The sequence below is a fragment of the Desulfomicrobium escambiense DSM 10707 genome (genome assembly GCF_000428825.1).
Classification (GTDB): Bacteria; Desulfobacterota; Desulfovibrionia; order Desulfovibrionales; family Desulfomicrobiaceae; genus Desulfomicrobium; species Desulfomicrobium escambiense.
This window is the reverse complement of the sequence record NZ_AUAR01000002.1, coordinates 187670-212217: the sequence shown is the minus strand read 5'-3', so window position 1 is coordinate 212217 and position 24548 is coordinate 187670. Positions and strand designations below refer to the sequence as shown.

The 24548-nt window shown below is 65.2% G+C and carries 18 protein-coding genes; 15 read left to right on the top strand and 3 right to left on the bottom strand.

Going from position 1 to position 24548, the window contains the following annotated elements; translation table 11 throughout:
- Positions 1 to 63 precede the first annotated feature (63 nt).
- The 13 genes from G394_RS0102770 (at position 64) to G394_RS17685 (ending at position 16720) form a co-directional block, all read left to right on the top strand.
- On the top strand, positions 64 to 1344 hold the full coding sequence (locus G394_RS0102770; RefSeq protein WP_028576350.1) for a DnaA/Hda family protein: 1281 nt from the start codon (positions 64 to 66) through the stop codon (positions 1342 to 1344).
- A 21-nt stretch (positions 1345 to 1365) separates the two neighbouring features.
- Positions 1366 to 2520, top strand: coding sequence for a DNA polymerase III subunit beta (dnaN, locus tag G394_RS0102765; RefSeq protein ID WP_028576349.1), 1155 nt, complete (start codon positions 1366 to 1368; stop codon positions 2518 to 2520).
- Positions 2521 to 2561: 41 nt separating this feature from the next.
- Positions 2562 to 4973: a DNA topoisomerase (ATP-hydrolyzing) subunit B gene (gene gyrB, locus G394_RS0102760; RefSeq protein WP_028576348.1), complete on the top strand. Its 2412-nt coding sequence runs from the start codon at positions 2562 to 2564 to the stop codon at positions 4971 to 4973.
- A gap of 38 nt (positions 4974 to 5011) precedes the next feature.
- Positions 5012 to 7555, top strand: a complete 2544-nt coding sequence (gyrA, locus tag G394_RS0102755; protein ID WP_028576347.1) for a DNA gyrase subunit A — start codon at positions 5012 to 5014, stop codon at positions 7553 to 7555.
- 233 nt (positions 7556 to 7788) lie between these two features.
- Positions 7789 to 8721, top strand: coding sequence for an aspartate carbamoyltransferase catalytic subunit (locus tag G394_RS0102750; protein ID WP_028576346.1), 933 nt, complete (start codon positions 7789 to 7791; stop codon positions 8719 to 8721).
- Positions 8722 to 8735: 14 nt separating this feature from the next.
- Positions 8736 to 10010: a dihydroorotase gene (locus G394_RS0102745; RefSeq protein ID WP_028576345.1), complete on the top strand. Its 1275-nt coding sequence runs from the start codon at positions 8736 to 8738 to the stop codon at positions 10008 to 10010.
- Positions 10011 to 10089: 79 nt separating this feature from the next.
- Positions 10090 to 11463 (top strand): sigma-54-dependent transcriptional regulator, encoded by a 1374-nt coding sequence (locus G394_RS0102740; RefSeq protein ID WP_028576344.1) that lies wholly within the window; start codon positions 10090 to 10092, stop codon positions 11461 to 11463.
- Positions 11464 to 11513: 50 nt separating this feature from the next.
- Positions 11514 to 12836, top strand: coding sequence for a tRNA nucleotidyltransferase/poly(A) polymerase family protein (locus G394_RS0102735; RefSeq protein ID WP_028576343.1), 1323 nt, complete (start codon positions 11514 to 11516; stop codon positions 12834 to 12836).
- Positions 12837 to 12932: 96 nt separating this feature from the next.
- Positions 12933 to 13997 carry a dual-specificity RNA methyltransferase RlmN gene (rlmN, locus tag G394_RS0102730; protein WP_028576342.1) on the top strand — a complete coding sequence of 355 codons (1065 nt, stop codon included), beginning with the start codon at positions 12933 to 12935 and terminating at the stop codon, positions 13995 to 13997.
- A gap of 2 nt (positions 13998 to 13999) precedes the next feature.
- Entirely contained in the window at positions 14000 to 14377 is a 378-nt protein-coding gene (gene hisI, locus G394_RS0102725) for a phosphoribosyl-AMP cyclohydrolase (protein ID WP_028576341.1), read from the top strand.
- The gene (gene hisG / locus G394_RS0102720) at positions 14377 to 15258 is read left to right on the top strand and encodes an ATP phosphoribosyltransferase (protein ID WP_028576340.1); all 882 of its coding nucleotides are present in this window, start codon (positions 14377 to 14379) and stop codon (positions 15256 to 15258) included. Before hisI ends, hisG begins: the two co-directional genes overlap by 1 nt.
- Before the next feature lie 39 nt (positions 15259 to 15297).
- Positions 15298 to 16065, top strand: a complete 768-nt coding sequence (locus G394_RS0102715) for a tetratricopeptide repeat protein (protein ID WP_028576339.1) — start codon at positions 15298 to 15300, stop codon at positions 16063 to 16065.
- Entirely contained in the window at positions 16022 to 16720 is a 699-nt protein-coding gene (locus G394_RS17685; protein WP_028576338.1) for a hypothetical protein, read from the top strand. The genes G394_RS0102715 and G394_RS17685 overlap by 44 nt, the downstream gene beginning before the upstream one ends.
- 49 nt (positions 16721 to 16769) lie before the next feature.
- Here G394_RS17685 and G394_RS0102705 read toward each other — a convergent pair whose 3' ends face one another.
- A complete protein-coding gene (locus G394_RS0102705; protein ID WP_156902389.1) occupies positions 16770 to 17360 on the bottom strand; it encodes a hypothetical protein in 591 nt (196 codons plus the stop codon).
- Between the two features lie 279 nt (positions 17361 to 17639).
- Here G394_RS0102705 and G394_RS0102700 point away from each other — a divergent pair, with 279 nt between their 5' ends.
- Together G394_RS0102700 and G394_RS0102695 are read left to right on the top strand one after the other, a co-directional pair.
- The gene (locus G394_RS0102700) at positions 17640 to 20141 is read left to right on the top strand and encodes a 2-oxoacid:acceptor oxidoreductase family protein (protein ID WP_028576336.1); all 2502 of its coding nucleotides are present in this window, start codon (positions 17640 to 17642) and stop codon (positions 20139 to 20141) included.
- 173 nt (positions 20142 to 20314) lie between these two features.
- Positions 20315 to 22717, top strand: coding sequence for an acetate--CoA ligase family protein (locus tag G394_RS0102695; protein WP_028576335.1), 2403 nt, complete (start codon positions 20315 to 20317; stop codon positions 22715 to 22717).
- A 3-nt stretch (positions 22718 to 22720) separates the two neighbouring features.
- On the opposite strand, the gene G394_RS0102690 is transcribed toward G394_RS0102695, so the two are convergent.
- Together G394_RS0102690 and G394_RS0102685 are read right to left on the bottom strand one after the other, a co-directional pair.
- Positions 22721 to 23401, bottom strand: a complete 681-nt coding sequence (locus tag G394_RS0102690; protein ID WP_028576334.1) for a four helix bundle suffix domain-containing protein — start codon at positions 23399 to 23401, stop codon at positions 22721 to 22723.
- Between the two features lies 1 nt (position 23402).
- Entirely contained in the window at positions 23403 to 24548 is a 1146-nt protein-coding gene (locus tag G394_RS0102685; protein ID WP_043774539.1) for a geranylgeranyl reductase family protein, read from the bottom strand.

Here is a 24548-nt window from a genome sequence, read left to right as displayed (position 1 = left end):
GCCCGATTTGCACGCCGGAGTAAACCGGCCGCCATGGCGGATCAAAGATAATTGGGAGCTGAATTGAGCAGGGATCAGGTCGATGCGGCCCTGGAACGGGCTTTTTCCTCCGAAGAGCTGGGCAGGTGGCGTTCGTCTCTGGGCATGAGCGTGGAGGATGGCGTTCTCACGGTGCGCTTCCCGCACATGTATTTCGCTGATTGGTTCGCGAGCCACGCCCGGGAGCGGTTCGAGGCCGCGCTGAAAGGCACGGGCCTGGCCCTGGCCTACGAGTGCCGCGACGGCAGCCGCTCCCGCATCGTGCGCGAGGCGCGGCCGGCCTCCGATGAGCTGCCCTTCGGGTCGGAGTTCATTTTCGACAACTTTCTGGTCAACACCAAGAACTACTTCCCCCTGGCTTCGGCCCAAGAGGTGGCCCAGAGCAGCCACGCGCCCTACAACCCCTTCGTGCTCTGCGGCGAGAGCGGTTCGGGCAAGTCCTTCCTGCTGCGCGCCATCGCCAACGTCAAAAGTGAGAACGGCCGGGACGGGATTCACGTGGCCGGCGTCAACGACCTGCACGAACTCTTTTCCTCCAGGCCTGACGCGCGCAAGTATCTGATGTCAATGAATTTTCTGGCCGTTGACGACTTGCAGGAGATCGAGCGCTACCCGTATCTGCAGGGGGAGCTGCTGGCGCTGTTCGACCATTTTCACCTGCACCGAAAGCAGATGGTTTTCGCGTGTTCCGGCAAGGTGGCCGGGCTCTCGTTCCTGACGACCAAACTCAAGTCAAGGCTTGAGTGGGGGCTGACCGTGACCCTCAAGATTCCGGACCTGGACATCCGCACCCAGTACGTCCAGTCCCGTTGCCGGGAGCGCCGCCTGGATCTGCCCAAGGACCGCATCCTCCTCTTGGCCCAGCGTTTTCCGGACCTACGCAACCTCGAAGGTTGCCTGCTCAAGCTCTGGGCGTACCGCGAGCTGGTGCACGACCATATTTCCGACGAGGAGTTCGACAACATCCTCAACTACCTCGACGACCGTTCCGTGACCTCCCTCAGCGTGGACCAGATCATCGACGCGGTCTGCGCCCAGTTCGACCTCTCCCCCGGCGAAATCCTCTCGGCCGGGCGCAGGCACGAGCTCGTTTTCGCCCGTCAGGTGGCCATGTTCCTCTGCCGCAAGCACCTCGGCCTGTCCTTTCCCGAGCTCGGTCGGGCCTTCGGCGGGCGAGACCACTCCACGGCCCTCTATAGTTGCCGGAAAATTCAGCAATTACAGAGGGATGATAAAAGCATAAAATCCATGTTACAGGCCATGACCGAAAAATGTCTGGCCATGAACGAAAAATCCCCTGTCTGATCAGGACACAAGGAGACGGCGATGTTTTTGAAAGTACGAAAGGAAGACGTCATCGACGGGCTGCTCAAGGCCTCGAACATCATCCCGTCCAAGACCGGAGCCGCCTATCTGCGCACGGTCTGGCTCAAGGCCGAGGGTGACTCCCTGTCCATCCTGGCCACGGATTCGAGCATCGAGTTCGTGGGCGTCTATCCTGCCGTCATCAGCGACGGCGGCCTGGTCGGCGTGCAGGGCAAGAAGTTCTGCGAACTGATGCGCCGCCTGCCCCCCGGTGAGATCACCATGAAGCTCGACCCGGCCTCCAAGCACCTGCACGTCGAGCAGGGCCGGCGCAAATACAAGCTGCCGGCCAACGAGTCCTCCTGGTTCCAGGATTTCAACCCGTTCCCGGCCGAGAACGCCGTGCTGTGGTCCGGCGATTTCTTCAAGGAGATCATCGACCGCATCGCCTTCTGCATCGCCGACGACGAGGACCTGACGAGCATGAACTGCATCAAGTTCGCGCCCGTGGAAGGCGACGACGTGGAGATCTGCGGCCTGAACGGCCACCAGTTCGGCCTGCTGCGCTTCACCAACGCCGACATCCGGGCCGTGCTGGGCCAGGACGGGTTCCTCATCTCCAAGAAGTATCTGCTTGAAATCCGCAAGTGGCTGACCAACGACGAGATCGAGATCAGCCTCTCGGACAAGCGCCTCTTCCTGCGCACGGGCAACCGCAAGGAGGCCTTCAGCCTGCCGCTCAAGGCCTACGTGTTCGCCGACTACCGCAATTTCATCAACCAGTACAAGGACCGCTTCGCCTCCAACCTCACGGTGGACCGGCACGAGCTGACCGACGCCCTGGACCGTATCTTCGTCTTCAACACCGAGGCCAACAAGGCCACGTTCTTCGACTTCGGCCCCGAGGAACTGTCCCTCTACTGCCAGGGGCAGGACATCGGCGAGGGTACGGAGCTCATCGGCTGCCAGTACCAAGGCGAGCTGGCCAAGATCGCCCTGCCGACCAAGGTCATCCTGGAGATCCTGGGCCACTTCGTGTCCGACTCCCTGACCTTCTCCTTCGTCGGCTCCTCGGAGCCCTGCCGCATCACGGGCAAGGACGACCCCAACTACATGATCATCACCATGCCCGTGGAGATCACGGAAGACACGTATTACAGCGAAGAGGAACTCTAGTTCCGCCGGGACAATAACGCTCCATGACACAAGAACAAAACATGACAAAAACATCGACATATACCGCGGACAACATCACCGTCCTCGAAGGCCTGTCCGCCGTCCGCATGCGGCCGGCCATGTACATCGGCTCGACCAACATCAACGGCCTGCACCACCTCGTCTACGAGGTCATCGACAACTCCATCGACGAGGCCATGGCCGGGTACTGCGACCACATCAAGATCACCGTGCACATGGACAACTCCGTGAGCATCGTCGACAACGGCCGCGGCATTCCCGTGGACATGCACCCCAAGGAGAAGAAGCCGGCCCTCGAAGTCGTCATGACCGTGCTGCACGCCGGCGGCAAGTTCGACAACGACACCTACAAGGTGTCGGGCGGTCTGCACGGCGTGGGCGTGTCCGTGGTCAACGCCCTGTCCGAATACCTGGAGGTCACGGTCAGCCGCGGCGGCCAGCGCCATTATCAGCGTTACGTGCGCGGCGTACCCCAGGCGCCCCTGGCCGTGGTCGGCGAGACCGACAAGACCGGCACATTGGTGCGCTTCCGGCCCGACGAGGAGATCTTCGAGGAGCTCGACTTCCAGTACGACGTGCTGGCCAAGCGCTTCGAGGAGCTCGCCTACCTCAACCCCGGCATCAAGATCGAATTTTTCGACGAGAAGTCCCAGAACCGCGACGTGTACAAGTACGAAGGCGGCCTGCCCCTCTTCGTCAAGAACAAGAACCTGGACAACGGCATCCACCGCATCGTCAGCGGTACCGGGGAGATGGAGGGCGTGAGCATCGACTTCGCCCTGCAGTACACGGCCGGGTACAAGGAGAACGTCTACACCTTCGCCAACAACATCCGCACCCGCGAAGGCGGCACCCACCTGCAGGGCTTCAAGACGGCCCTGACCCGCGCCATCAACACCTACATCAGCAACAGCGCCGACCTGCCCAAGAAGCTCAAGCAGAAGGTTTCGGGCGACGACGTGCGCGAGGGCCTGACGTCCATCATCAGCGTCAAGATCCCCAACCCGCAGTTCGAGGGCCAGACCAAGACCAAGCTCGGCAATTCCGAGGTGGCCGGCTACGTGGCGACCATCGTCTACGAGAAATTGAACGAATTCTTCGGCGAGAACCCCAAGGACGTGCGCCTGATCATCGAGAAGGTCATCGACGCGGCCCGCGCCCGCGACGCGGCCCGCCGCGCCAAGGACCTGGTCCGCCGCAAGGGCGCCCTGTCCGACAACTCCCTGCCGGGCAAGCTCGCCGACTGCCAGAGCAAGGATCCGGCCGAGAGCGAAGTCTTCATCGTCGAGGGCGACTCGGCCGGCGGCTCGGCCAAGCAGGGCCGCAACCCCAAGTTCCAGGCCATCCTGCCCCTGCGCGGCAAGATCCTGAACGTCGAGAAGACCCGCTTCGACAAGATGCTCCAGAACAAGGAGATCAAGGCCCTGATCACGGCCATGGGCGCCGGCATCGGCGAGGACGACGTGGACCTGGCGCGCCTGCGCTACCACAAGATCATCATCATGACCGACGCCGATGTGGACGGGGCGCACATCCGCACCCTGATCCTGACCTTCTTCTTCCGCCACTACGAGGAGCTCATCCGCCAGGGCTACCTCTACATCGCCCAGCCGCCCTTGTACCGCGTGCACAAGGGCTCCTTCGAGCGCTACATCAAGGACGAGGGCGAGATGAGCCAGTTCCTGGTCCAGCGCGTGGCCGAGGAGGTCAGCCTTGCGGTGGAAGGGCGCGAACCCGTGTCCGGCGAGGAGCTGACCACTCTGCTCAACACCGCCCTGGCCCTGCGCGACCTGGCCGAGGACGTTGCCAACATGGGCATCCCCGAGGGTCTGTTCATGCGGGTCGTGAACGCACCGGCCCCCCTTGAGCCCGACGCCCTGCGTGAGAGCGGCCCCGACGGGGCCTTTGTCGCGCACATGGCCGGGGGCGGGTACGCCCTGGAGCTGGTCAGCGAGCACGACGAGTCCGGCAACGGCGAGGCCCTGGACAGCGAGGCGCGCCACTACCTGCGCTTCGTCGACACCAATAACCACGTCATCCGCCTGGGCGTGGAGTTCTTCCACTCCAAGCGCTACCGCCGCGCCCTGGAGCTGCAGGCCAGAATCCGTGAGGTCTGCCCCGGCGGGACCTGGACGATCCGTCACAAGGATGCGGAATTCGAGGCTGCCGGACCCTTCGACCTGCTGCGCCAGGTCCTGGATCTGGCCCAGAAGGGCGTGAACGTGCAGCGCTACAAGGGTCTGGGCGAAATGAACCCCGAGCAGCTCTGGGGTACGACCATGAACCCCGAGGTCCGCACCCTGCTGCAGGTCCGCATCGAGGACGCGGTGGAGGCCGACGAGCTCTTCGGCAAGCTCATGGGCGACAAGGTCGAGCCCCGGCGCGAATTCATCGAACGCAACGCGCTCCTGGTCACGGACCTCGACATCTAGCGCGAATCAATAAGATTTTACAATGAACTGAGGTGGATGTGTCGAACATCAGCATCGAGAAAGAACTGCAGAAATCCTACCTGGAATATTCGCTCAGCGTCATCATCGGCCGGGCCATCCCGGACGTGCGCGACGGCCTCAAGCCCGTGCACCGGCGAATCCTCTTCGCCATGCACGAGCTGGGCAACACGTACAACCGGCCCTACAAGAAATCCGCCCGCGTGGTCGGTGACGTCATCGGCAAATTCCACCCCCACGGCGATTCGGCCGTGTACGACGCCCTGGTGCGCATGGCCCAGGACTTCAACATGCGTGATCCCCTGGTCGACGGGCAGGGCAACTTCGGCTCCATCGACGGCGACGCCGCGGCGGCCATGCGTTATACCGAGGCGCGCATGTCGCGGCTGGCCGGCTCCTTCCTGGCCGACATCGAAAAGGACACGGTGGAGTTCCGCCCCAACTACGACAACTCCCTGCAGGAGCCCTCGGTCCTGCCGACCAAGGTGCCCAACCTGCTGATCAACGGTTCCTCGGGCATCGCCGTGGGCATGGCCACCAACATCCCGCCCCACAACCTGGGCGAGGTCGTTGACGGCACCCTGCACCTGCTGGACAACCCGCAGGCCTCCATCGACGAGCTCATGCGCTACATCAAGGCCCCGGACTTCCCCACGGGCGCCCTGCTCTACGGCCGGTCCGGCATCCGCGAGGCCTACCACACGGGCCGCGGCTCCGTGCGTATCCGCTCGCGCGTCGAGATCGAGAAGCGCAAGGGCGACCTCGAATCCATCGTGGTCCGGGAGATCCCCTACGCCCTGAACAAGTCCACCCTGGTGGAGAAGATCGCCCTGCTCGTCAACGAGCGCAAGATCGAGGGCATCTCGGATCTGCGCGACGAGTCGGACATGAAGGGCATCCGCATCGTCATGGACCTGAAGAAGGGCGTGTTCTCCGACGTCATCATCAACCAGCTCTTCAAGTACACGTCCCTGGAGACGAGCTTCGGCATCAACATGATGGCCGTGGTCAACAATCGGCCCCAGCTTTTGAACCTGAAGCAGGTGCTGGAGTATTTCCTGGACTACCGCCGCGAGGTCATCATCCGGCGTTCGCGCTTCGACCTGAAGAAGGCCCAGCACCGGGCCCACATTCTCGAAGGCCTGCGCATCGCCCTGGACCATATCGACGAGGTGGTCAGCCTCATCCGTGCCTCCAAGACCCCCCAGGAGGCCAAGGAGCGCCTGCGCGAGCGCTTCGGTCTGTCCGAGATCCAGGCCCAGGCCATCCTCGACATGCGTCTGCAGCGCCTGACCAACATGGAGCGCGAGAAGCTCCTGGAGGAATACGCGGAACTGCTCAAACAGATCGAGTACCTGACCAGCGTCATCGAAAACCCCGAGGTCCTCAAGTCCGTCATCCGGCAGGAACTCCAGGAGCTGCGCGACACCTTCGCCACGCCGCGCAAGTCCGAGATCCTGGCCCATGACCCCGACTCCATCGACATCGAGGACATCATCCCCGACGAGCCCGTGGTCATCACCCTGTCCCGCAACGGGTACCTGAAGCGCACGAGCCTGGACAACTACCGCCAGCAGCGCCGCGGCGGCACGGGCATCACCGGTGTGCAGGTGGCCGACGAGGACTTCATCACCTCCATCCTGACCACCTCCAACCACCAGTACATGAACCTGTTCAGCAACAAGGGGAAGATGTACCAGATCAAGGTGCACCAGATCCCCGAGGGCGGGCGCACGGCGCGCGGCAAGCACGTGGCCAACCTGCTGCCCCTGGACAGCAACGAGTATATCGCCACGGCCATGACCTGCCGCGATCTGGATCAGGAAAAGTACTACTTCTTCTACACCCGCCAGGGCGTGGTCAAACGCAGTGTCGCGAGCCTCTACCGTAACGTCCGGGCCGTGGGCCTCATTGCCCTGGGCATGCGCGAGGACGACGAACTCATCGGCGTGAGCGAGGTGGAGGCCGACGACGAGATGGTTCTGGTCACGGCCGACGGCTACTCCATCCGCTTCGCCTGTTCCGAGGTCCGGGCCATGGGCCGCTCGGCCACGGGCGTCAAGGGCCTGGCCCTGCGCAAGGGCGATCAGGTCGTGGCAGGCGTGGTCATCGGCAAGGACTCCAGGCAGGAGCTTCTGACCATCGCCGAGAACGGCTACGGCAAGCGCACCCAGGTCGAGCACTTCCGGGCCCAGTCGCGCGGCGGCAAGGGCATCATCAACATGCGCATCACGCCCAAGACCGGCAAGGTGGTCGGCGCCATGATGGTCCACCCCACGGACGAGCTCATCCTGCTGACCTCGGGCAGCAAGATCATCCGCATCGGCATCTCCGACATCAGCCTCGTGGGCCGCGCCACACAGGGCGTGCGCCTGGTGCGCCTCGAGGACGAGCAGACCGTGGTCTGCTTCGACCACGTGCCCACGGATTCCGTCGAGACCGCCGGGACGCCCCGGCCCGCGCCGGTTCCGGTCGACATGGAGGATCCCGAGGATTTGCTGGATACGGATCTGCCGGATGACGAACCCGGCGAGGCCGACGAGCCCGAGGATGGCGAGGAATAGGGCATTGCACCAAAAGATGAAAAGGCGCGTTCCGCACGGGGCGCGCCTTTTTTGCGCGGATCGCGGGGGCAATGCGGTACTGGACGCTCGGCCCCCGGTGGTGTAAGGGCCCATGCCATGAAACGTGTACCAAAGACCGTGCGTCATGCAGCGACAGGGGACAGGCCGGAAGGCGGGTCCCTTTTTTTTGGCCGCACGCCAACCATGGCCCCCAGGGCGGGACGGGAAGTGATATGAACTGGCGCCACAAGGATCTTCTGGAAATTTCGCAGCTCAGTCCGGCCGAGATCGGCCACGTCTTCGAGACGGCGGCCAGGTTCGCCGAAGTGAACCAGCGGCCCATCAAGAAGGTGCCCATCCTGAAGGGCAAGAGCGTGGTTCTCTTTTTCGCCGAGGCCTCCACGCGCACCAAGACCTCCTTCGACATGGCCGGCAAGCGCCTCTCGGCCGACACCTTCAGTCTGGCCAAGTCGGGCAGCTCCCTGCAGAAGGGCGAGAGCCTCAAGGACACGGCCCTGACCCTGCAGGCCATGAACCCCGACGCCATCGTCATCCGGCACTGGGACAGCGGGGCGGCGCGCTTCCTGGCCGAACGGCTGGAGTGCTCGGTCATCAACGCCGGCGACGGCTGGCACGCCCACCCGACCCAGGCCCTGCTGGACGGGTTCACCCTGAGCCGGGTCTGGGACTCCTTCGAGGGCAAGACCGTCTGCATCCTGGGCGACGTGGCCCACAGCCGCGTGGCCCGCTCCGACGTGGAACTCCTGACCATGCTCGGTGCGCGCGTGCGGGTCTGCGCCCCGCGCACCCTGCTGCCGGCTGCAATCACGACCTGGCCCGTGGAGGTTTTCTCCGACGTGGGCAGGGCCTGCGCGGGCGTGGACGCGGTCATCTGCCTGCGCCTGCAGCTCGAACGCCAGCAGGCCGGGCTGCTGCCGGACCTGCGTGAATACGCCGGAATCTACGGCCTGGCGCCCAGGCACCTGGAGAAGGCCAACCCCGGCGTGAAGATCATGCACCCCGGCCCCATGAACCGCGGCCTGGAGATCGCCTCCGAGCTGGCCGACTGCGGCGCGAGCCTCATCCTGGACCAGGTCGCCGCGGGCGTGGCCGTGCGCATGACCCTCCTGCACCTCTATCTGACCCGCTCCCGGGTCTCGGCCTGAGCGGAGGCGGAATAATGGCACATGTCGATCTGCTGATTCGAAACGTTTCCTGGCAGGACCGCGATTGCGACCTGCTCGTCGGCGACGGGAAGGTGGTGGAGCTCGCCGACGCTGGAACGGCCCAGGCGCCCGAGGCCCGGGTCGTGGACGGCGGCGGGCTCACGGTCTTGCCGAGCCTCATCGACGCCCACGTGCACCTGCGCGAGCCCGGCCAGGAGTACAAGGAAGACATCGCCTCGGGCCTGTCGGCCGCGGCCGGCGGGGGCTTCGGCCAGGTCATGGCCATGGCCAACACGAGCCCCGTCAACGACACCGCCTCGGTCACGCGCCTCATGCTGCAGAAGGCTGTCCAGGCGTTCCCAAATGGGCCCTGGGTGCGGCCCGTGGGCGCACTGACCGTGGGCCTCGCCGGCAAGGAGCTGGCCCCGGCCGGTGAGCTGTTCCGGGCGGGTTGCGTGGCCCTGTCCAACGACGGCGTGCCCGTCGAGAACACCGAGCTTTTCCGGCGCGCCATGGAGTACGCCGCGGACTTCGGCCTCAAGGTCATCGACCATTGCGAGGACCCGTGGCTTGGCCGCGGCGGGGTCATGAACGAGGGCGAGATCTCGGGCCGTCTGGGTCTCAAGGGCGTGCCGACCGTGTCCGAGGCCATGCAGGTGGCCCGCGACATTCTCCTGGCCTCGTACCTGAACCTGCCCGTCCATCTGGCCCACATCAGCTGCCGCGAGTCCGTGGAGCTCATCGCCAGGGCCAAGGAGCGCGGCGTGCCCGTCACGGCCGAGACCTGCCCCCACTACCTGCTGTGGGACGAGACCAGAGTCGGCAATTACGACACGAGCGTGCGCGTCAACCCGCCACTGCGCACCCGCGACGACGTGCTGGCCCTGCGCCAGGCCGTGCGGACCGGGGTCATCGACATCCTGGTCACGGACCACGCGCCCCACGCGGCCCATGAAAAGGAAGTGACCTTCGCCGACGCGCCAAACGGCATCTCCGGGCTCGATACGGCCCTGTCCCTGACCTACGAGTTGGTGCGCAGCGGCGAACTGGACTTCGCCGACATCGCGCGCCTGTGGTGCTGGCGCACAGCCGACATCTTCAGTCTGCCCGCCAACCGCATGCAGCCCGGCGACCCGGCCGATTTCGTCCTCTTCGACCCGGACCTGGCCTGGGTGGCCTCGGCCGAGGCGCTGCTGTCCAAGGGCAAGAACACGCCCTGCCTGGACAAGGAGGTGCCGGGCCGGGTCATGGCGCACTACCTCGGCGGGGAAAAGGTGTTTTCCAGGTAGGTTTTGTGCCGCCGCCTTGAGCCGCGGCGGGATTTGGGCTAGCCGTTTCTCTTGGAAGGGATTTCAGCCCGGGAATGACATGGCCAACATACTCATCGTCGACGACGACCTAAGCCTGCGCGAGGTCCTGGAGATCGCCCTGCTCAAGAAGGGGCACACGGTCTGGACCGCGCCCGACTCGGCCACGGCCCTGTCCGTGCTGCAGAAGCAGTCCATCGCGCTCATCCTCCTGGACCTGCGCCTGGGCCGGGAGAGCGGCATCGACCTGCTGGTGCGCATCCGCGAGACGTGGACGGACGTGCCGGTGCTCATGGTCACGGCCTACGCCGACGCAAAGAGCGCCATCACGGCCATGAAGCACGGGGCCAAGGACTACATCTCCAAGCCCTTCGAACTGGACGACCTCCTCTACACCGTCGAGCGGACCCTGGAGACGGCGCGCCTGAAGGAGGAGAACGACTGGCTCAAGGGTCAGATCAGCCGCCATTACGGCGAGATCATCGGCCACAGCCGCCAGATGCAGGTCGTCTTCGACCTGGTGCGGCGCATCGCGCCGACCAACATCAACGTGCTGCTGACCGGCGAGTCGGGCACGGGCAAGGAACTCTTCGCCCGCTGCATCCACGACGAGAGCCGGCGTTGCGGACAGCCGTTCCTGGCCATCAACTGCGGCGGCCTGCCGGAGAATCTGGTCGAGAGCGAGCTGTTCGGCTACCGCAAGGGGGCCTTCACCGGCGCGGACCGCAACAAGAAGGGCCTCCTGGAGATGGCCGAGGGCGGGACCCTCTTTTTGGACGAGGTGGGCGAGCTGGCCCCTTCCACCCAGGTCCGGCTTCTGCGCTACATCCAGGAGCGCTGCTTCATCCCCCTGGGCGGGACCGAGGAACTGCGCTCGGACGTGCGCATCATCGCGGCCACCAACCGCAACGTCGAGCAATGCGTGGCCGACGGCGATTTTCGCGAGGATCTCTACTACCGCCTGAGCGGGGTCAAGGTGCACCTGCCTCCTCTGCGCGAGCGCGGCGAGGACGTGCTGGACCTGGCCGACCATTTTCTGGACAAGGCCTGCCGGGCCCAGAAGCGCCAGCTGAAAGGGTTCACGCCCGAGGCCCGCAAGAAGCTCCTGGCCTACGGCTACCCCGGCAACGTGCGGGAACTGGAGAACATCGTGGAGCGGGCCGTGGCCCTGGAGCCCGGCGACGCCGTCTCGTCCCAGTCCCTCGTCATCTACGAGAAGATCGCCGCGACGGAGCAGGACGGCGGGATTCACAAGGTCCTATCGGGCCAGATGACCCTTGACGAGTACCTAGCCGAGCACGAACACCGGGTCATCGCCGAAGCCCTGCGCCGCTGCGGCGGTCACAAGGGCCGTGCCGCCGAGATGGTGGGGCTCAATTTCCGGCAGTTCCGCTACCGCTTGACCAAGGCGGGGGAAAAAGACGAAGATATTTGAACGGTCTCCGAACCACGACGACCGCCAACACGACTTTCAAGGAGACATTGATGCCTCAGCCGATAAAAGAAGCGGCCTCCATCTGCAAAACCATCATGCGCAACGGCTATGACGCCTATGTCATCAACGCCGCCCTGCAGCGCAAGATTCTCGCCACGTCCAAGGACGCCGAGGTGGAGATCTGCACGGATCTGGACCTGAAGGGCCTCAAAAGCCTTTTCCCCGAAGTGGCCGCCGGCGAGGGCGGCATCGTGGCCCGCATGAACCAGGGCGCCGCGACGTTCCTCTTCCACCCGGCCGACATGGCCGACGCGTCCCACCCCGAGGCCTGCGTGGCGCAGGTCACGGGCACCATGCTCAAAAAGCTGGAGAAGGACGACGCCTTCCCGGTCAACTACGCCTGCCCGTTCATTCCCCGCTCCCGCGACGTGTACGACGGCTTCGAAAACATCTCCGGCGGCCAGATCAGGTTCCAGGGCATCCCCGACGAGACCCTCAAGCACGACTACCTGCGCGCCATCCGCGCCCTGCGCTTCTCGGCCAACTACCACCTGCCCATCGAGGAGAACTCGTGGATGTCCATCATCCGCGCCTCCCGCCGTGTCCTCGACTATGTCTCGGTCACGGACATCATGGACGAGTGGCGCAAGGTCGAGGCCGAGAACATGTGGCGCTTCGCCGAACTGCTCTTCGACTCCATGATCCTGCACGGCCTGGTGCCGGAACTCGCCGCCCTGAGCCGCATCTTCCAGACCTTCGACGAGGAGACCGGCCCCGTGTCCATCTGGGAGCACACTCTGAAGGTCATGAGCCACTATCCCGAAGAGCTGCCTTACGATTGGTACGGCACCCTGGGCTGTCTGTTTCTGAACTGCGGCAAGCTCTACGCCGGGGAGGTCTACGACGGGCGGACCACGTTCTACCAGCACCACCGCATCGGGGCCAAGGTCGCGCGCAAGATCCTGAAGCGCCTGCGCCTGAACACCGAGGAAGTGGACATGATCGTCAACCTGGTGCGCAACCACATGCGCTTCCATTTCATGCTCACGGACAAGGGCATCCGGCGCTTCAAGGCCGTGGACGACTACCCGCGCCTCATCGAGATGGCCCGGGCCGACATCAAGGCCAGGAATGCCAACTACACGGAATTCAATCACAACATGAAGATGCTGGAGCGCGCCGATATCCGCGAGGAACTCCTCGAACCGCTCCTGAACGGCAAGCAGATCATGGATCTGGCCGGTATCAAGCCCGGCCCGGCCGTGGGCCTCATCCGCGACAACCTGCTCCAGGCCCAGATCGCGGGCGACGTGAACACCATCGAGGAGGCCGAACGTTTCGTTCTGGCGTACAGGGAAAAAGAGCAACTCTAACCCTTTGTTTCGTAACAATCTTTTTGTTTGTCGAAGGCACGGGGGGCGCGCGGGTCGCGTTCCTTGTGCCTTTGCGATTCCGGACAACGCGGCAGCATGCGCAACATTCTTGAACTAACGTACCCTGAACTTGAAGAGGCCGTCCGCGCCATGGGCCACCAGGCCTTCCGCGCCCGGCAGCTGTGGCAGTGGCTGTGGCGCAAGGGCGTGCGCGATTTTTCGGACATGACCAACATCGCCAGGGATTTCCGGGATCAGCTCGCGCGCGAGTGGTCCCTTGGCTGGCCCGAAACGGTCGAAACCCAGCAAAGTACCGACGGCACGGTCAAGCTCCTGCTGCGCCTGACCGACGGGGCCCTGGTCGAGACCGTGCTCATCCCGGACAAGGACCGCTACACCCAGTGCCTGTCCTGCCAGATCGGCTGCCCCATGGGCTGCACCTTCTGCAGCACGGGGCTCATGGGCTTCGTGCGGAACATGACGGGCGGGGAGATCGCGTCACAGGTCCTTGTGGCACGGGAGCATCTACGTACCCACGGCCTGGCCGCTGAGGTCAAGAACCTCGTGTACATGGGCATGGGCGAACCCCTGACCAACTGGGAGGAGGTCCGGCGCAGCCTGCAGATCCTGTCCCACCCCGAGGGGCTCGAGTTCTCGCGGCGGCGCATCACCCTCTCGACCTGCGCCATCAAGGGGAAGCTCGGCGTCTTCGACACGGAAGGCCTGGCCCTGCCGGCCATCTCCCTGCACGCCCCGACCCAGGAGATCCGCGAGCAGCTCATGCCCGGGGCAGCGCGCTGGCCTATCGACGATCTGATCAAGACCCTGCAGGAGCTGGAGCTCAAGCCCAGGGAGAGGGTGACCATCGAGTACATCCTCATCAAGGGCGTGAACGACAGCCTGCAGCACGCCCGGCAGCTGGTGCGCCTGCTGTCGCATCTCAAGTGCAAGATCAACCTCATCGCCTACAACCCGGGTCCGGGCATCGGGTATGCCGCTCCCGCGCCCGAGGATGTGCTGGCCTTCGAGGAGCTTCTGCGCAAGAAGGGCTTCACCGTGACCTTGCGCAAGAGCAAGGGGCAGGATATCGCGGCGGCCTGCGGCCAGCTCAAGACCGAGGCCGAACGCCGCATGAATACGACGCACGAACAAGGACACTAGGAATGGAACAGCCTGATTTCGAGAAGTGCGGTGGCCTCGTCCCGGTCATCGCCCAGGACGCGGCCAGCGGCGAGGTGCTCATGCTCGCCTTCATGAACGAGGACGCCTGGAACGAGACCTTGCGCACCGGCGAGGTCCATTACTACAGCCGCAGCCGCAACTGCCTGTGGCACAAGGGCGGCACTTCGGGCCACGTGCAGAAGGTGCGGACCATCCGCATGGACTGCGACCGGGACACGGTGCTGGTGAAGGTGGAGCAGATCGGCGGCGCGGCCTGCCATACGGGTCGCAGAAGCTGTTTTTATCGTGAACGGGATGCAAAGGGGCAGTGGACCGACTGCTCCCCCATGGTTTTCGACCCCAAGGAGGTTTACAAATAATGGCTGATGGAAAACAGATGCGTATCGGGATTCCCAAGGGTTCCCTGGAAGAGGCCACGGTCAAGCTTTTCGCCAAGGCGGGCTGGAAGGTGACCTCCCATCACCGGAACTACTTCCCTGAAATAAACGACCCGGAACTGACCTGCTCCCTGTGCCGCGCCCAGGAGATGGCCCGCTACGTGGAAAGCGGCCTGCTGGACGCCGGCCTGACCGGCAAGGACTGGATCCTGGAAAACCAGTCCGACGTGGTCGTCGTCGACGACCTGATCTACTCCAAGGCCAGCAACCGTCCGGCCAAGTGGGTTCTGGCCGTGGCCGGCGACGCGCCCTATCGCCGTCCCGAAGACCTGGCCGGCAAGAAGATCGCCACGGAGTTCGTGGGCTTCACCCGTCGCTATTTCCAGGACGCCGGCATCCCCGTGGAGGTCGAGTACTCCTGGGGCGCCACCGAGGCCAAGGTGGTCGAGGGGCTGGTCGACGCCATCGTCGAGATCACCGAGACGGGCACGACCATCAAGGCCCACGGCCTGCGCATCATCGCCGAGCTGTTGCAGACCAACACCCAGCTCATCGCCAACAAGGACGCCTGGAACGACCCGTGGAAGCGGGCCAAGATCGAGAACATGAACACCCTGCTGCAGGGGGCGCTGAGGGCCGACAAGCTCGTGGCCCTGAAGATGAACGCCCCGTCCGAGGCCGTGGACAAGGTCATGGCGCTGCTGCCGAGCATGAACTCCCCGACCGTGGCGCATCTGCACAATTCCGATTGGCTGTCCATCGAGACCGTGGTCGAGACCTGCCAGGTCCGCGACCTGATCCCGAGGCTCCAGTCCGTCGGAGCACAGGCCATCATCGAGTACTCCCTGAACAAGGTCATCTAATCCGGGGCCCCCGATCCGGGGGCCGCCCAGGAGACGCCCATGAAGAAGTTCGCGCTGCTCTGCCTTCTCTGTCTGGCCCTTGCCGGGTGCGGGGCCAAGGCCGGCTCCAGGGGGATGTCCTCAGGCAGCATGACCGACAAGGAAGTGGACCTGCGGCTCAACCTCGTCGAGTCCCACATCAGCGGCCGTCAGTACCAGATCGCCCTGCAGGAGCTCATCAAGGTCGAGAGTGCGGCCGACCACCTCTCGCGGTACCATTTCGACGCGGGCCTCATCTACCTGGGCCTGGACGAACTGGAGAAGTCCCAGGAAGGGTTCGCCAAGGCGGCGGAGATCGACGAAGACTTCGCCGAGGCCTGGAACAACCTGGGCAAGGTGCTGGAAGCCCAGGGCAAGGATGCCGAGGCCGAGGCCGCCTATCGCAAGGCCTTCGGCATTTTGACCTATGTCACCCCGGAGTTCGCGGCCTACAACCTTGGCAGCCTCCTGCTGCGTAAGGGGCGGGCCAAGGAGGCCGAGGATTTTGGCCGCAAGGCCCTGGCCCGGAACTGGCGATTCATCCCCGCCTACAAGCTGCTCTCCGACGCTTTCATCGCCCAGAACCGTATGGACGATGCCGAATCGGTGCTCAAGAGCGGCCTGGAGGCCGACATGAACAGCACGTCGACCATGTTGGCCCTGGCCGAGCACCAGGTTCGCATCGGCAAGACGATGGAAGCCAAGGAACTCTTTGAGCGCATCGCCAGCAAGTATCCCAAGTCCGGTGAAGCCAAAGCGGCCCGGGATTACCTGGACCTCCTGCAATGACGGCTCCGAGGACGGCCCGCGCGTCCTCGGCCTGAACTCCTGGATCCACGATTTCGCGGCCTACGGGCTCTGGTCCCGCCCCGCCGGACTGCTGGCCGGCCTGCACATGATGCGGGCCGCAAACGCCCGCGTCGCGCTCATGGACTGCCTGGACCGCGCATGGTCCGCAGCCCCTTGGCCCAAGGCCCACCCCACGGGCAAGGGCCCCTTCCCCAAGACTCCGCTGCCCAAGCCCGCAGTGTTGCAGGGCGTTCCGCGGCGGTACAGCCGTTACGGGCATCATCCCGACACGGTGCGCCACGCCTTGCAACGCCTCTCCCCTGCCCCCGATCTTGTCCTCGTGACCACGGTCATGACGTATTGGTACCCCGGCGCGGCCGAGGCCATGCGCATGGTCCGCCTCTTCGGCCTGCCGGACAATGACGCATCCGAGGTGGAGCGGACCATCGCCCTGGCCAGGGCCTGGGGCGTGCGGCCGGAACTTGCCCACTTCACGCCCATACCGACGAGCCCTCTTTTCGACCGGGCGTGCGAGGTCTCGACTTGGCCGCTGCGGAGCAAGCCGCTGTGCCAGAACAATTCCATATGGCCGTGTGTGGAGGGGGGATATACGCCGGAGCGGGCGCGCCACTGGCGCGGTCTGCTGAAAGGATGACAGGGCCTGGCCCCGGCGAGGCGGGGTTTGGCCGCGGGTGTGGGACGGTTCAATCCACGTCGATGCGCAGCAGGTCCTCGTCTTCCAGGTCTTCGGGGTATTCCCCGGAATCCAGGTCGCAGAAGCCGAAGCCCACGGAGCACATGGGCAGCCCGAGGAGTTCCACCAGGCTCAGATGCCGGTCCACGGCCAGAGAGAAGCCGCAATCCAGATCGGGGCAATGCAGGATTTCGCTGATTTCCTCGCTCGTGACATCGGTATTGAAGAGCTGCGACAGAAACTCGGGCTTGCCGCCCAGGCTTTTGCCCTTGCCGTCGTGGTCCAGGGACGGTGCTGCGGATTTATAGGTATCCACAAGTTCTCCGTCTGAGTAGAGCCAGTAGCAGAACCGTTCTTCATCTTCGGTTTTTACGGCGAGGGCCGGACACCCGAAGTAGCCCGACAGGTCTTCGGCCAGATCGGTCAGGATGGAGGGGTCACCTTCGTCGCTGTCCATCTCGTAGACCGTGGTCAGCCCATCCTCGGTCGGCGAGACGAAGGCCGACTTCCCCTGGTTGCCGAGTTCCTGCAGAATATCCTGCGCCTGCGGTCCCTTGAGCGTGATGTTTGCGTAGGTGGTTCCCATATGAGGTTTCTTCAAGCAGATTCTCGGTGAAGATGCAAGCCTGTGGATACGGTATCACGGAAAATCGATAATATAGTTTATCCACCTGTTTTTTAAACGAATTTGCACAGTTTTCAACGTTGTGGCCAGAGTGCTGTCGCGGGCTTCGGGGCTTGAGAAAGGCCGAAGCTTCGCGTACCGGCAGACAACGGGGGCCGTGTGACACGGCCGGCGGTCCCGGCTCAAGCCGCGGACCGGAGTGGTCTCTACATACCGGTACGGCTATTAGATGTCTTTTTATACTTTGGAGGATTCATGAGTGCAGTGAAGGCGATGTGTACGGACAAGGCGGGCAAGGGTGTGGTCATCCAGGGCAACATGGCCTTTGCCGTGGGGTGCGTGCGTGCGGGAATTCATGCCGCGGACGGCTATCCGGGCACGCCCAGCACCGAGGTCATCGACAAGGGCCTGTCCCAGGTCCAGGACATGATCACCGTGGGCTGGTCCGTGAACGAGGCCGTGGCCGCGGGCGTCGGCTTCGGCCACACCCTGGCCGGCAGCGACTGCGTCGTGACCATGAAGATCCCCGGCCTCTTCCAGGCCGCCGACGTCATCACCAGCGCCGCCTTCTACACCGGGCAGCGCGGCAGCCTCGTCTACTACATCGCCAGCGACTACACGCCCAGCTCCACCCAACATCTGGTCGACCCGCGCTACGTGCTCAAGAGCTGCTGCGTGCCGGTCTTCGAGCCGCGCAACCACCAGGAAATGCACGAGGCCGCCCGCATCGCCGCAGACCTCGGACGGCAGTTCAGTACCCCCGTGGCCGTCATCGCCTCGGGCGTGCTCTGCCACAGTGAAGGGCTGGTGCGGCTCATGGACACGGCCGTGCGTGAAAAAGCCCCCCTGCCCGAGAAGATGAGCGATTTCATCACCCTGCCCAACCGGGCGCGCATGTTCCACGACCAGGTCCGCACCACGCGCATCCCGGCCCTGCGCAAGATGGTCGAGGAAAGCCCGCTGAACACGTGGACCAAGGGCGACGGCAGCGTCGGCATCATCACCCATGGCGTGAACGGCCTCTTCGTCGAGGAGGTCAAGGCCGCCACGGGCCAGAACATCGACGTCCTGTCCCTGGGCTTCACCTACCCCCTGCCCATGGACCTCATCCGCCGCTTCCGCGAGAGCGTCTCCGGCCCCGTCTTCGTCATCGAGGACGGCTACCGCTTCATCCAGGAGAGCATCCTGGCCGAAGGCATCGCCGTTCAAGGCAAGGGCCAGGATGAGACCGTCACCGAATGGTCCCCGGCCCTCATCGCCGCCCGCCTGGGTCTGTCTTCTTCCGCCAGCGCGTCCAAGGTGGCCAGCCTGCCTCGTCCGCCCATGATCTGCGCGGGCTGCCCGTACCGCCTGTTCGGCCAGATCGTCGGCAAGATGCGCAAGAAGGGCAAGCTCGAAGCAGTCTTCGGCGACATCGGCTGCAACACCCTCCTGCACTTCCTGAACGCCATGGACACGGCCCTGGCCATGGGCGCCAGCGAAGCCAAGCGCCTGGGCTACGTCCTGTCCCGGCCCGAGGCGGCGAGTAAGTGCCTGGCCGTCCTGGGCGACGGCACCGAGTGCCACAGCGGCATGGACGCCACGCGCAACACCATCTTCCGCAACATCCCGGGCGTGAAGGTCATCCTCAACAACAACTGGACGGCCATGACCGGCGGCCAGCCCTCGCCGACCTCCCCGGCCAACCTGGCCGGCGACCCCAACGTCTTCGACCTGAACGGCAGCCTCAAGGCCCACGGCGCCAATGTCGTTGAGGTCAGCGGCTACGAAAAGAAGGATCTCGAACAGGCCCTGAAAAAGGCCCTGGCCGACGCCGAGGCCGGCACCTTCACCACCCTCGTGGTCACCGGCACCTGCATCCGCAAGATGCCCAAGGAGTCCTACGGCGTGAAAATGGCCGTGGACCCCGAACTGTGCATCCGCTGCGGCATGTGCCAGATCTGCTCCGGCATTGAGGCCGACGCCGAAGGCCTGCCCTTCTTCAACAACATCTGCACGGGCTGTGTCAGCCAGAACCCGGCCTGCGCCCAGATGTGTCCCAAGGGCGCCATCGCCCCGGCCCGCGACCAGAGCGCCTGCGGCCTGACGACTTGCCCGGAGCTGCCCGCGCCGCCCGCATCCATCGACCTCCCGGCCGTTGCCGGCGGCCTGCCGCCCTTCCTGTCCGTGGCCATCCGCGGCGTGGGCGGCCAGGGCAACCTTTTCTTCGGCCGCGTCATGACCCAGCTGGCCTACCTCCTGGGCTACGACAAGCAGAACATCGTCAAGGGCGAGACCCACGGCATGGCCCAGATGGGCGGCCCCGTCATCAGCACCTTCGCCTGCGGCAGCGTCCACTCGCCCGTGCTCATGCCCGGCACCACCCAGTGCCTGGTCAGCATGGAGCGCAGTGAAGTCTTCCGTCCCGGCTTCCTGGACATGCTCCGGCCCGGCGGCACGGTCATCCTGGCCGACACGGCCATCATGCCCCCGCTCTTCAAGGCCGAGAACTACCCCTCTGTCGAGGCCGTGCGCCAGGCCCTGGATGGGTACAAGGTCATCGACGTCGACGTCCTGAGCACCGCCCTGGGCCTGGGCGACCCCACGGGCCGCTGCGCCAACGTGGTCATGATCGGCGTCCTCAGCACCCTGCCGCCCTTCGACTCCTTCCCCACGGAGTACTGGCTGCAGGCCCTCAAGAACGTCAGCCCCAAGCCGGCCGTCTGGCAGGCCAACTACGCGGCCTTCCTGGCCGGGCGGGAGTTGGGGGGGAAGTAGGGGAATGCCTCCGGCGGGCAGGGACGCGGTCCCTGCACCCTTGTGTCTCATCGTAAGCGGGCTTCGGCCCGCTTTTTTCGTGGTCGGGCTTCTCCGCCGATCTTGATCCCGTGGTTCGCTCGGGGCATAAAGGCCCGTCGTCCACAACCTCTTGCCGTGAGCTGGAATACGCCATGCATACGCCCGACTATATCGATTTCGAAGCCATCACCGCCCTGTTCCGCGAAGCGCAGCTGGAAGGGCGCTACTTTCTGTACGAATACGAGGTCTACACCCTGCTTGCCAGGTCAGGGGCCGAGACCCCGCCCAGGGCCAACCTCCTGGTGCGCGGCGCGCGGCCGTCGGACGAGGAACTGGCCGCCATGCCCGGCGACAAGGCGGTGCTCAAGATCGTCTCCCCGACCATCGTGCACAAGACCGAGGTCGGCGGCGTGCGCATCGTGCCCAAGACGCCCGACAACGTGCGCTCGGCCCTGCGGCGCATGCTCTATGAGGTGCCCGAGAACTACGCCGCCTGGATCGAGCGCCACCCCGACGCGGCCCCGCTTTCCTACCGCGGCCTGTCCGGACAGGGGCTGGTGGCGGCCATCAGCCGGGATTTGAAGGGCGTGCTGCAGGTCCAGTTCATGCCGCCCGACTCCGATGCCTTCGGCAACGAGCTCATCGTGGGCCTGCGCCGCACGCGCGAGTTCGGCATGGTGCTTTCGGCGGGCCTGGGCGGCACGGACACGGAGCTCTACGCCCAGCGCTTCCGCAAGGGCCAGGCCATCGTGGCCGCATCCACGGCCCTGACCGACGGCGAGGCCTTCTTCGGGCTCTTCCGCCAGACCATCTCCTACAAGAAACTGGCCGGCCTGACCCGCGGCCAGCGCCGCATCGTCGGCGACGACCAGCTCATCGAATGCTTCGAGAGCTTCATCGCCATGGCCAACTTCTACTCCCCGGAAAACCCCGACGCGCCCTTCGTCATCGAAGAGCTCGAAATCAACCCCTTTGCCTTCACGGACTACCTCATGGTGCCCCTGGACGGCATGTGCCGCTTCTCCCTGCCGGCCAGTCGGCCCGTGGCGCGGCCCGTGGGCAAGATCGGCAACCTCCTGCACCCGGAACGCATCGGCATCGTCGGCGTCTCGGCCACGCGCCGCAATTTCGGGCGCATCATCCTCGACAACGTCCTGGCCCAGGGATTTGCGCCCGAAAACCTGACCATCCTCCGCGAGGGCGGGCCCGACGAAAGCGGGGTGGCCTGCGTGCCCGGTTTGGCGGGCCTGCCGCACAAGCTCGATCTGCTCGTCGTGGCCGTGAACGCGGCCCAGGTGCCGGAGTTGGTCGAGGAGGTCATCGCGCGGGATGCGGCCCGGGCGGTCATGCTCATCCCCGGCGGCATGGGCGAGACCGAGGAGAGCCGGGAGCGGGCGGTGCAGGTCATGGCCCGGATCGACGCGGCTCACGGCCAGGGCGACGGCGGCCCGGTCTTTCTGGGGGCCAACTGCATGGGCGTGGTTTCGCGTCCCGGCAGCTACGACACGTGGTTCATCCCCGAAGAGAAACTGCCGCGTGACCGCGACAAACCGTACCGCCGGGCGGCACTAGTCAGCCAGAGCGGGGCCTTCATGCTGCACCGCAGCAGCCAGTGCCCGGAACTGGCGCCGGCCTACATGATCTCCATGGGCAACCAGACGGACCTGACCCTGGGCGACATGGTCAGCTATTTCAAGGACTCGGACGAGGTGGACGTCATCGCGGTCTACGCCGAGGGCTTCAACGACCTCGACGGCCTGGCCTTTTGCCGGTCCGTGCGCGAGGCGGTGCTTGCGGGCAAGGAGGTGGTCTTCTACAAGGCCGGCCGCACGCCCGAGGGTAAGTCCGCCACCAGCGGCCACACGGCCTCCCTGGCCGGGGACTACATGGTCTGCGAGAGCTGCGTGCGCCAGGCCGGGGCCATCGTGGCCCAGAACTTCAACCAGTTCCAGGACCTCTTCCTGCTGGCCGAGACCCTGCACGGCAAGAAGATCCGCGGCAACCGCCTGGCGGCCGTCAGTGGCGCGGGCTTCGAGGCCGTGGGCATGGCCGATTCCATCCAGAGCGACGACTACGCCATGCAGCTGGCGCCCTTCGCGCCGGAGACGGTGGAGAGGATCGGGGAACTGCTGCGGGAGAAGCGGCTGGACAAGCTGGTCAGCGTCGTCAATCCCCTGGACATCAACCCTTCGGCCGACGACGAGGCCCATGCCCGCGTGGCGGCCATCCTGGCCGAAGACCCGGGCGTGGACGCGGTCATCCTTGGCCTGGACCCGCTCTCGCCGGCCATGCACACCCTGGCGGACACGCGCGTGCCGGCCTTCGATCTGGGGGCCGAAGGGAGCATCGCGCAGCTTCTGCCGGAGGTTGCCAGGCTGAGTGACAAGCCCGTCATCGGCGTCATCGACGGCGGTCGCCTCTACGACCCGCTGCGCGACGCGCTCATGGCCGGCGGCGTGCCGGTCTTCCCGGTCTGCGACCGGGCCGTGGCCGCCCTGGCGCAGTACATCCAGGCTCGGCTCTACGCCGACCTGCTGCGGGGCGGGCTGGGCTGAGGCTTACGGGCGGCGCTTCGAGCGGAGGCGGTGCAGCCGCTCGGTGAAGCCGCCCTCTTGAAGGAAGGTGTCGGCCTGGGCGGACAGCTGGCGGTCAAGGAGATGGCAGGCAAGGTTCAGCAGGGACAGGGCGGCGTTGGCGGCCAGGGTTTCTGGGGAGAGAGTGGGGATGGACTTGATGGACTGACACGGACGAACACGGACGGGCACGGACCCCGGAACCGCCTGGGCGTCATGGTTTTTGTCCGTGCCGTTCCGTGAAAGTCCGTGCCCGTCCATTGCCTTTTGCCTGTCCATTTCCTCTTTGACCCAGCACCGCACCTCGTCAAGCGTCGCGCAGCGCCTCTCCCTGAACCGCATCAGCGCCGGGTGGCCCGGCTCCAGTTCTGGCAAACCGCGCTGTCGCAGAAAATCCTCGTAATCCAGGCGCAGCTCTTCCAGGCTGGCGCGGGCCACGTTGGTCAGCTTCAGCTCCATCTTCCTCGACGTGCCCGAAGCCTGGCTGCCCTCGGCGATGTTCTGCACTCCCGAGCGCGCTGCCTGGACCATCTGGTCGTGGGTGCGGCTGCGCCTGTCCACGAAGCGCTCGCAGAACAGCACCGTCACGTCGTACAATAGCTGCGCCATCCGGAAGCTCTTCAGGCCACGGTAGCCGCCGTGCTTCGGAATGAGCGCCTCCTGCATCTCAGAAGTCCCACCGTTTTTTCCTGCCCCAGTCATAGGACCGCATGCCGTGGACCATCTCGGCCAGCGCTCCGCCGCGCAGCCGGAAATACCGTCCCAGGTTCCTCGGGTCGATCTTGTTCAGGCCGTAAAGCAGCCAGCGCAGGCGGTTGGCCCCGCGCATTTCGGGCATGACGTGGCGCCGGATGCGTTCGCGGTAGGCCGGGCCGGGGTGGAGTCCCTTTTCCAGGGCGTCTGCCAGGGCCTCGCCGGCGTACCAGCCGGTCAGCAGGGCGTAGAAGATGCCCTCGGCCAGGAGGGGGTCGGCGTAGCCCCCGGCGTCGCCGGCCAGCAGGACGTTGCCGCGGACCGGGTCGGGGAGGGCGTTGCCGTAGGGGATGGGATGTCCTTCGAGCGCGTGTTGCCGGAGAAACGCGTCGGGGTCGTCGATATGGAGGTGGCGCAGGAACGTCTTGAAGGTTTCGCGGAAATTTTCGGAGTTCCGGCGCAGGCCGCAGATGCCCATGACCATGCCGGCGCTGTTCGGGAAGACCCAGCCGTATCCCGTGGGCAGGAAGCCCGCGTGGAGTTCCGGGACGTCGGTGATTCTCGATGCGGCTTCACGCGGCACGGTGATCTCGATGGCCGTGGCGAGGTTCCTTTGCCAGCGCTCCCGAGTCAGCCCGAAGCACTTGCGGGCCACGGAATTGACCCCGTCGGCGCCGAGCACGAAGCGGCCGCGAAACTCGCCCTGTTTCGTGCGCACGTCCCCTTGGGGGGAGCATCCGGTGATTTCGTGGTGGTGGATGATTCGCGCCCCGGCCGTCAGGGCCTGGTCCAGCAGGAACGCGTCGAAGCGGGCGCGGCGGACGAGGTGGAAAGGGTAGGCCAGCCGGTCCCGGATCAGCGGATGGCCGCCGAGATGGAGCGCGAAACCGCCGGCCACGGTGTCCACGACGCCTTCGTGGGTAAGGTCGTTGGCGGTACGGCCGTGCAGGCGCTCGAGCAGGCGCATGCTTTTCCAGGTCAGCAGGCCGCCGCAGAGCTTGGGGCGCGGGAACGAGGCCTTGTCCAGGAGCAGGGCCTCGAAGCCCCGCCGGGCCAGGACCAGGGCCGCGGTGCTGCCCGCGGGCCCGGCCCCGGCGATGATCACGTCGGCATGGTGCAC

Excerpts from the sequence above, each read along its gene's own strand:
- G394_RS0102690 (WP_028576334.1), bottom strand. The coding sequence starts at position 23,401 with ATGCAGGAGGCGCTCATTCCGAAGCACGGCGGCTACCGTGGCCTGAAG.
- hisI (WP_028576341.1), top strand. The coding sequence starts at position 14,000 with ATGGAACAGCCTGATTTCGAGAAGTGCGGTGGCCTCGTCCCGGTCATC.
- gyrB (WP_028576348.1), top strand. The coding sequence starts at position 2,562 with ATGACAAAAACATCGACATATACCGCGGACAACATCACCGTCCTCGAA.
- G394_RS0102745 (WP_028576345.1), top strand. The coding sequence starts at position 8,736 with ATGGCACATGTCGATCTGCTGATTCGAAACGTTTCCTGGCAGGACCGC.
- G394_RS0102715 (WP_028576339.1), top strand. The coding sequence starts at position 15,298 with ATGAAGAAGTTCGCGCTGCTCTGCCTTCTCTGTCTGGCCCTTGCCGGG.
- hisG (WP_028576340.1), top strand. The coding sequence starts at position 14,377 with ATGGCTGATGGAAAACAGATGCGTATCGGGATTCCCAAGGGTTCCCTG.
- dnaN (WP_028576349.1), top strand. The coding sequence starts at position 1,366 with ATGTTTTTGAAAGTACGAAAGGAAGACGTCATCGACGGGCTGCTCAAG.
- G394_RS0102740 (WP_028576344.1), top strand. The coding sequence starts at position 10,090 with ATGGCCAACATACTCATCGTCGACGACGACCTAAGCCTGCGCGAGGTC.
- G394_RS0102695 (WP_028576335.1), top strand. The coding sequence starts at position 20,315 with ATGCATACGCCCGACTATATCGATTTCGAAGCCATCACCGCCCTGTTC.
- G394_RS0102750 (WP_028576346.1), top strand. The coding sequence starts at position 7,789 with ATGAACTGGCGCCACAAGGATCTTCTGGAAATTTCGCAGCTCAGTCCG.
- rlmN (WP_028576342.1), top strand. The coding sequence starts at position 12,933 with ATGCGCAACATTCTTGAACTAACGTACCCTGAACTTGAAGAGGCCGTC.
- G394_RS0102700 (WP_028576336.1), top strand. The coding sequence starts at position 17,640 with ATGAGTGCAGTGAAGGCGATGTGTACGGACAAGGCGGGCAAGGGTGTG.
- G394_RS0102735 (WP_028576343.1), top strand. The coding sequence starts at position 11,514 with ATGCCTCAGCCGATAAAAGAAGCGGCCTCCATCTGCAAAACCATCATG.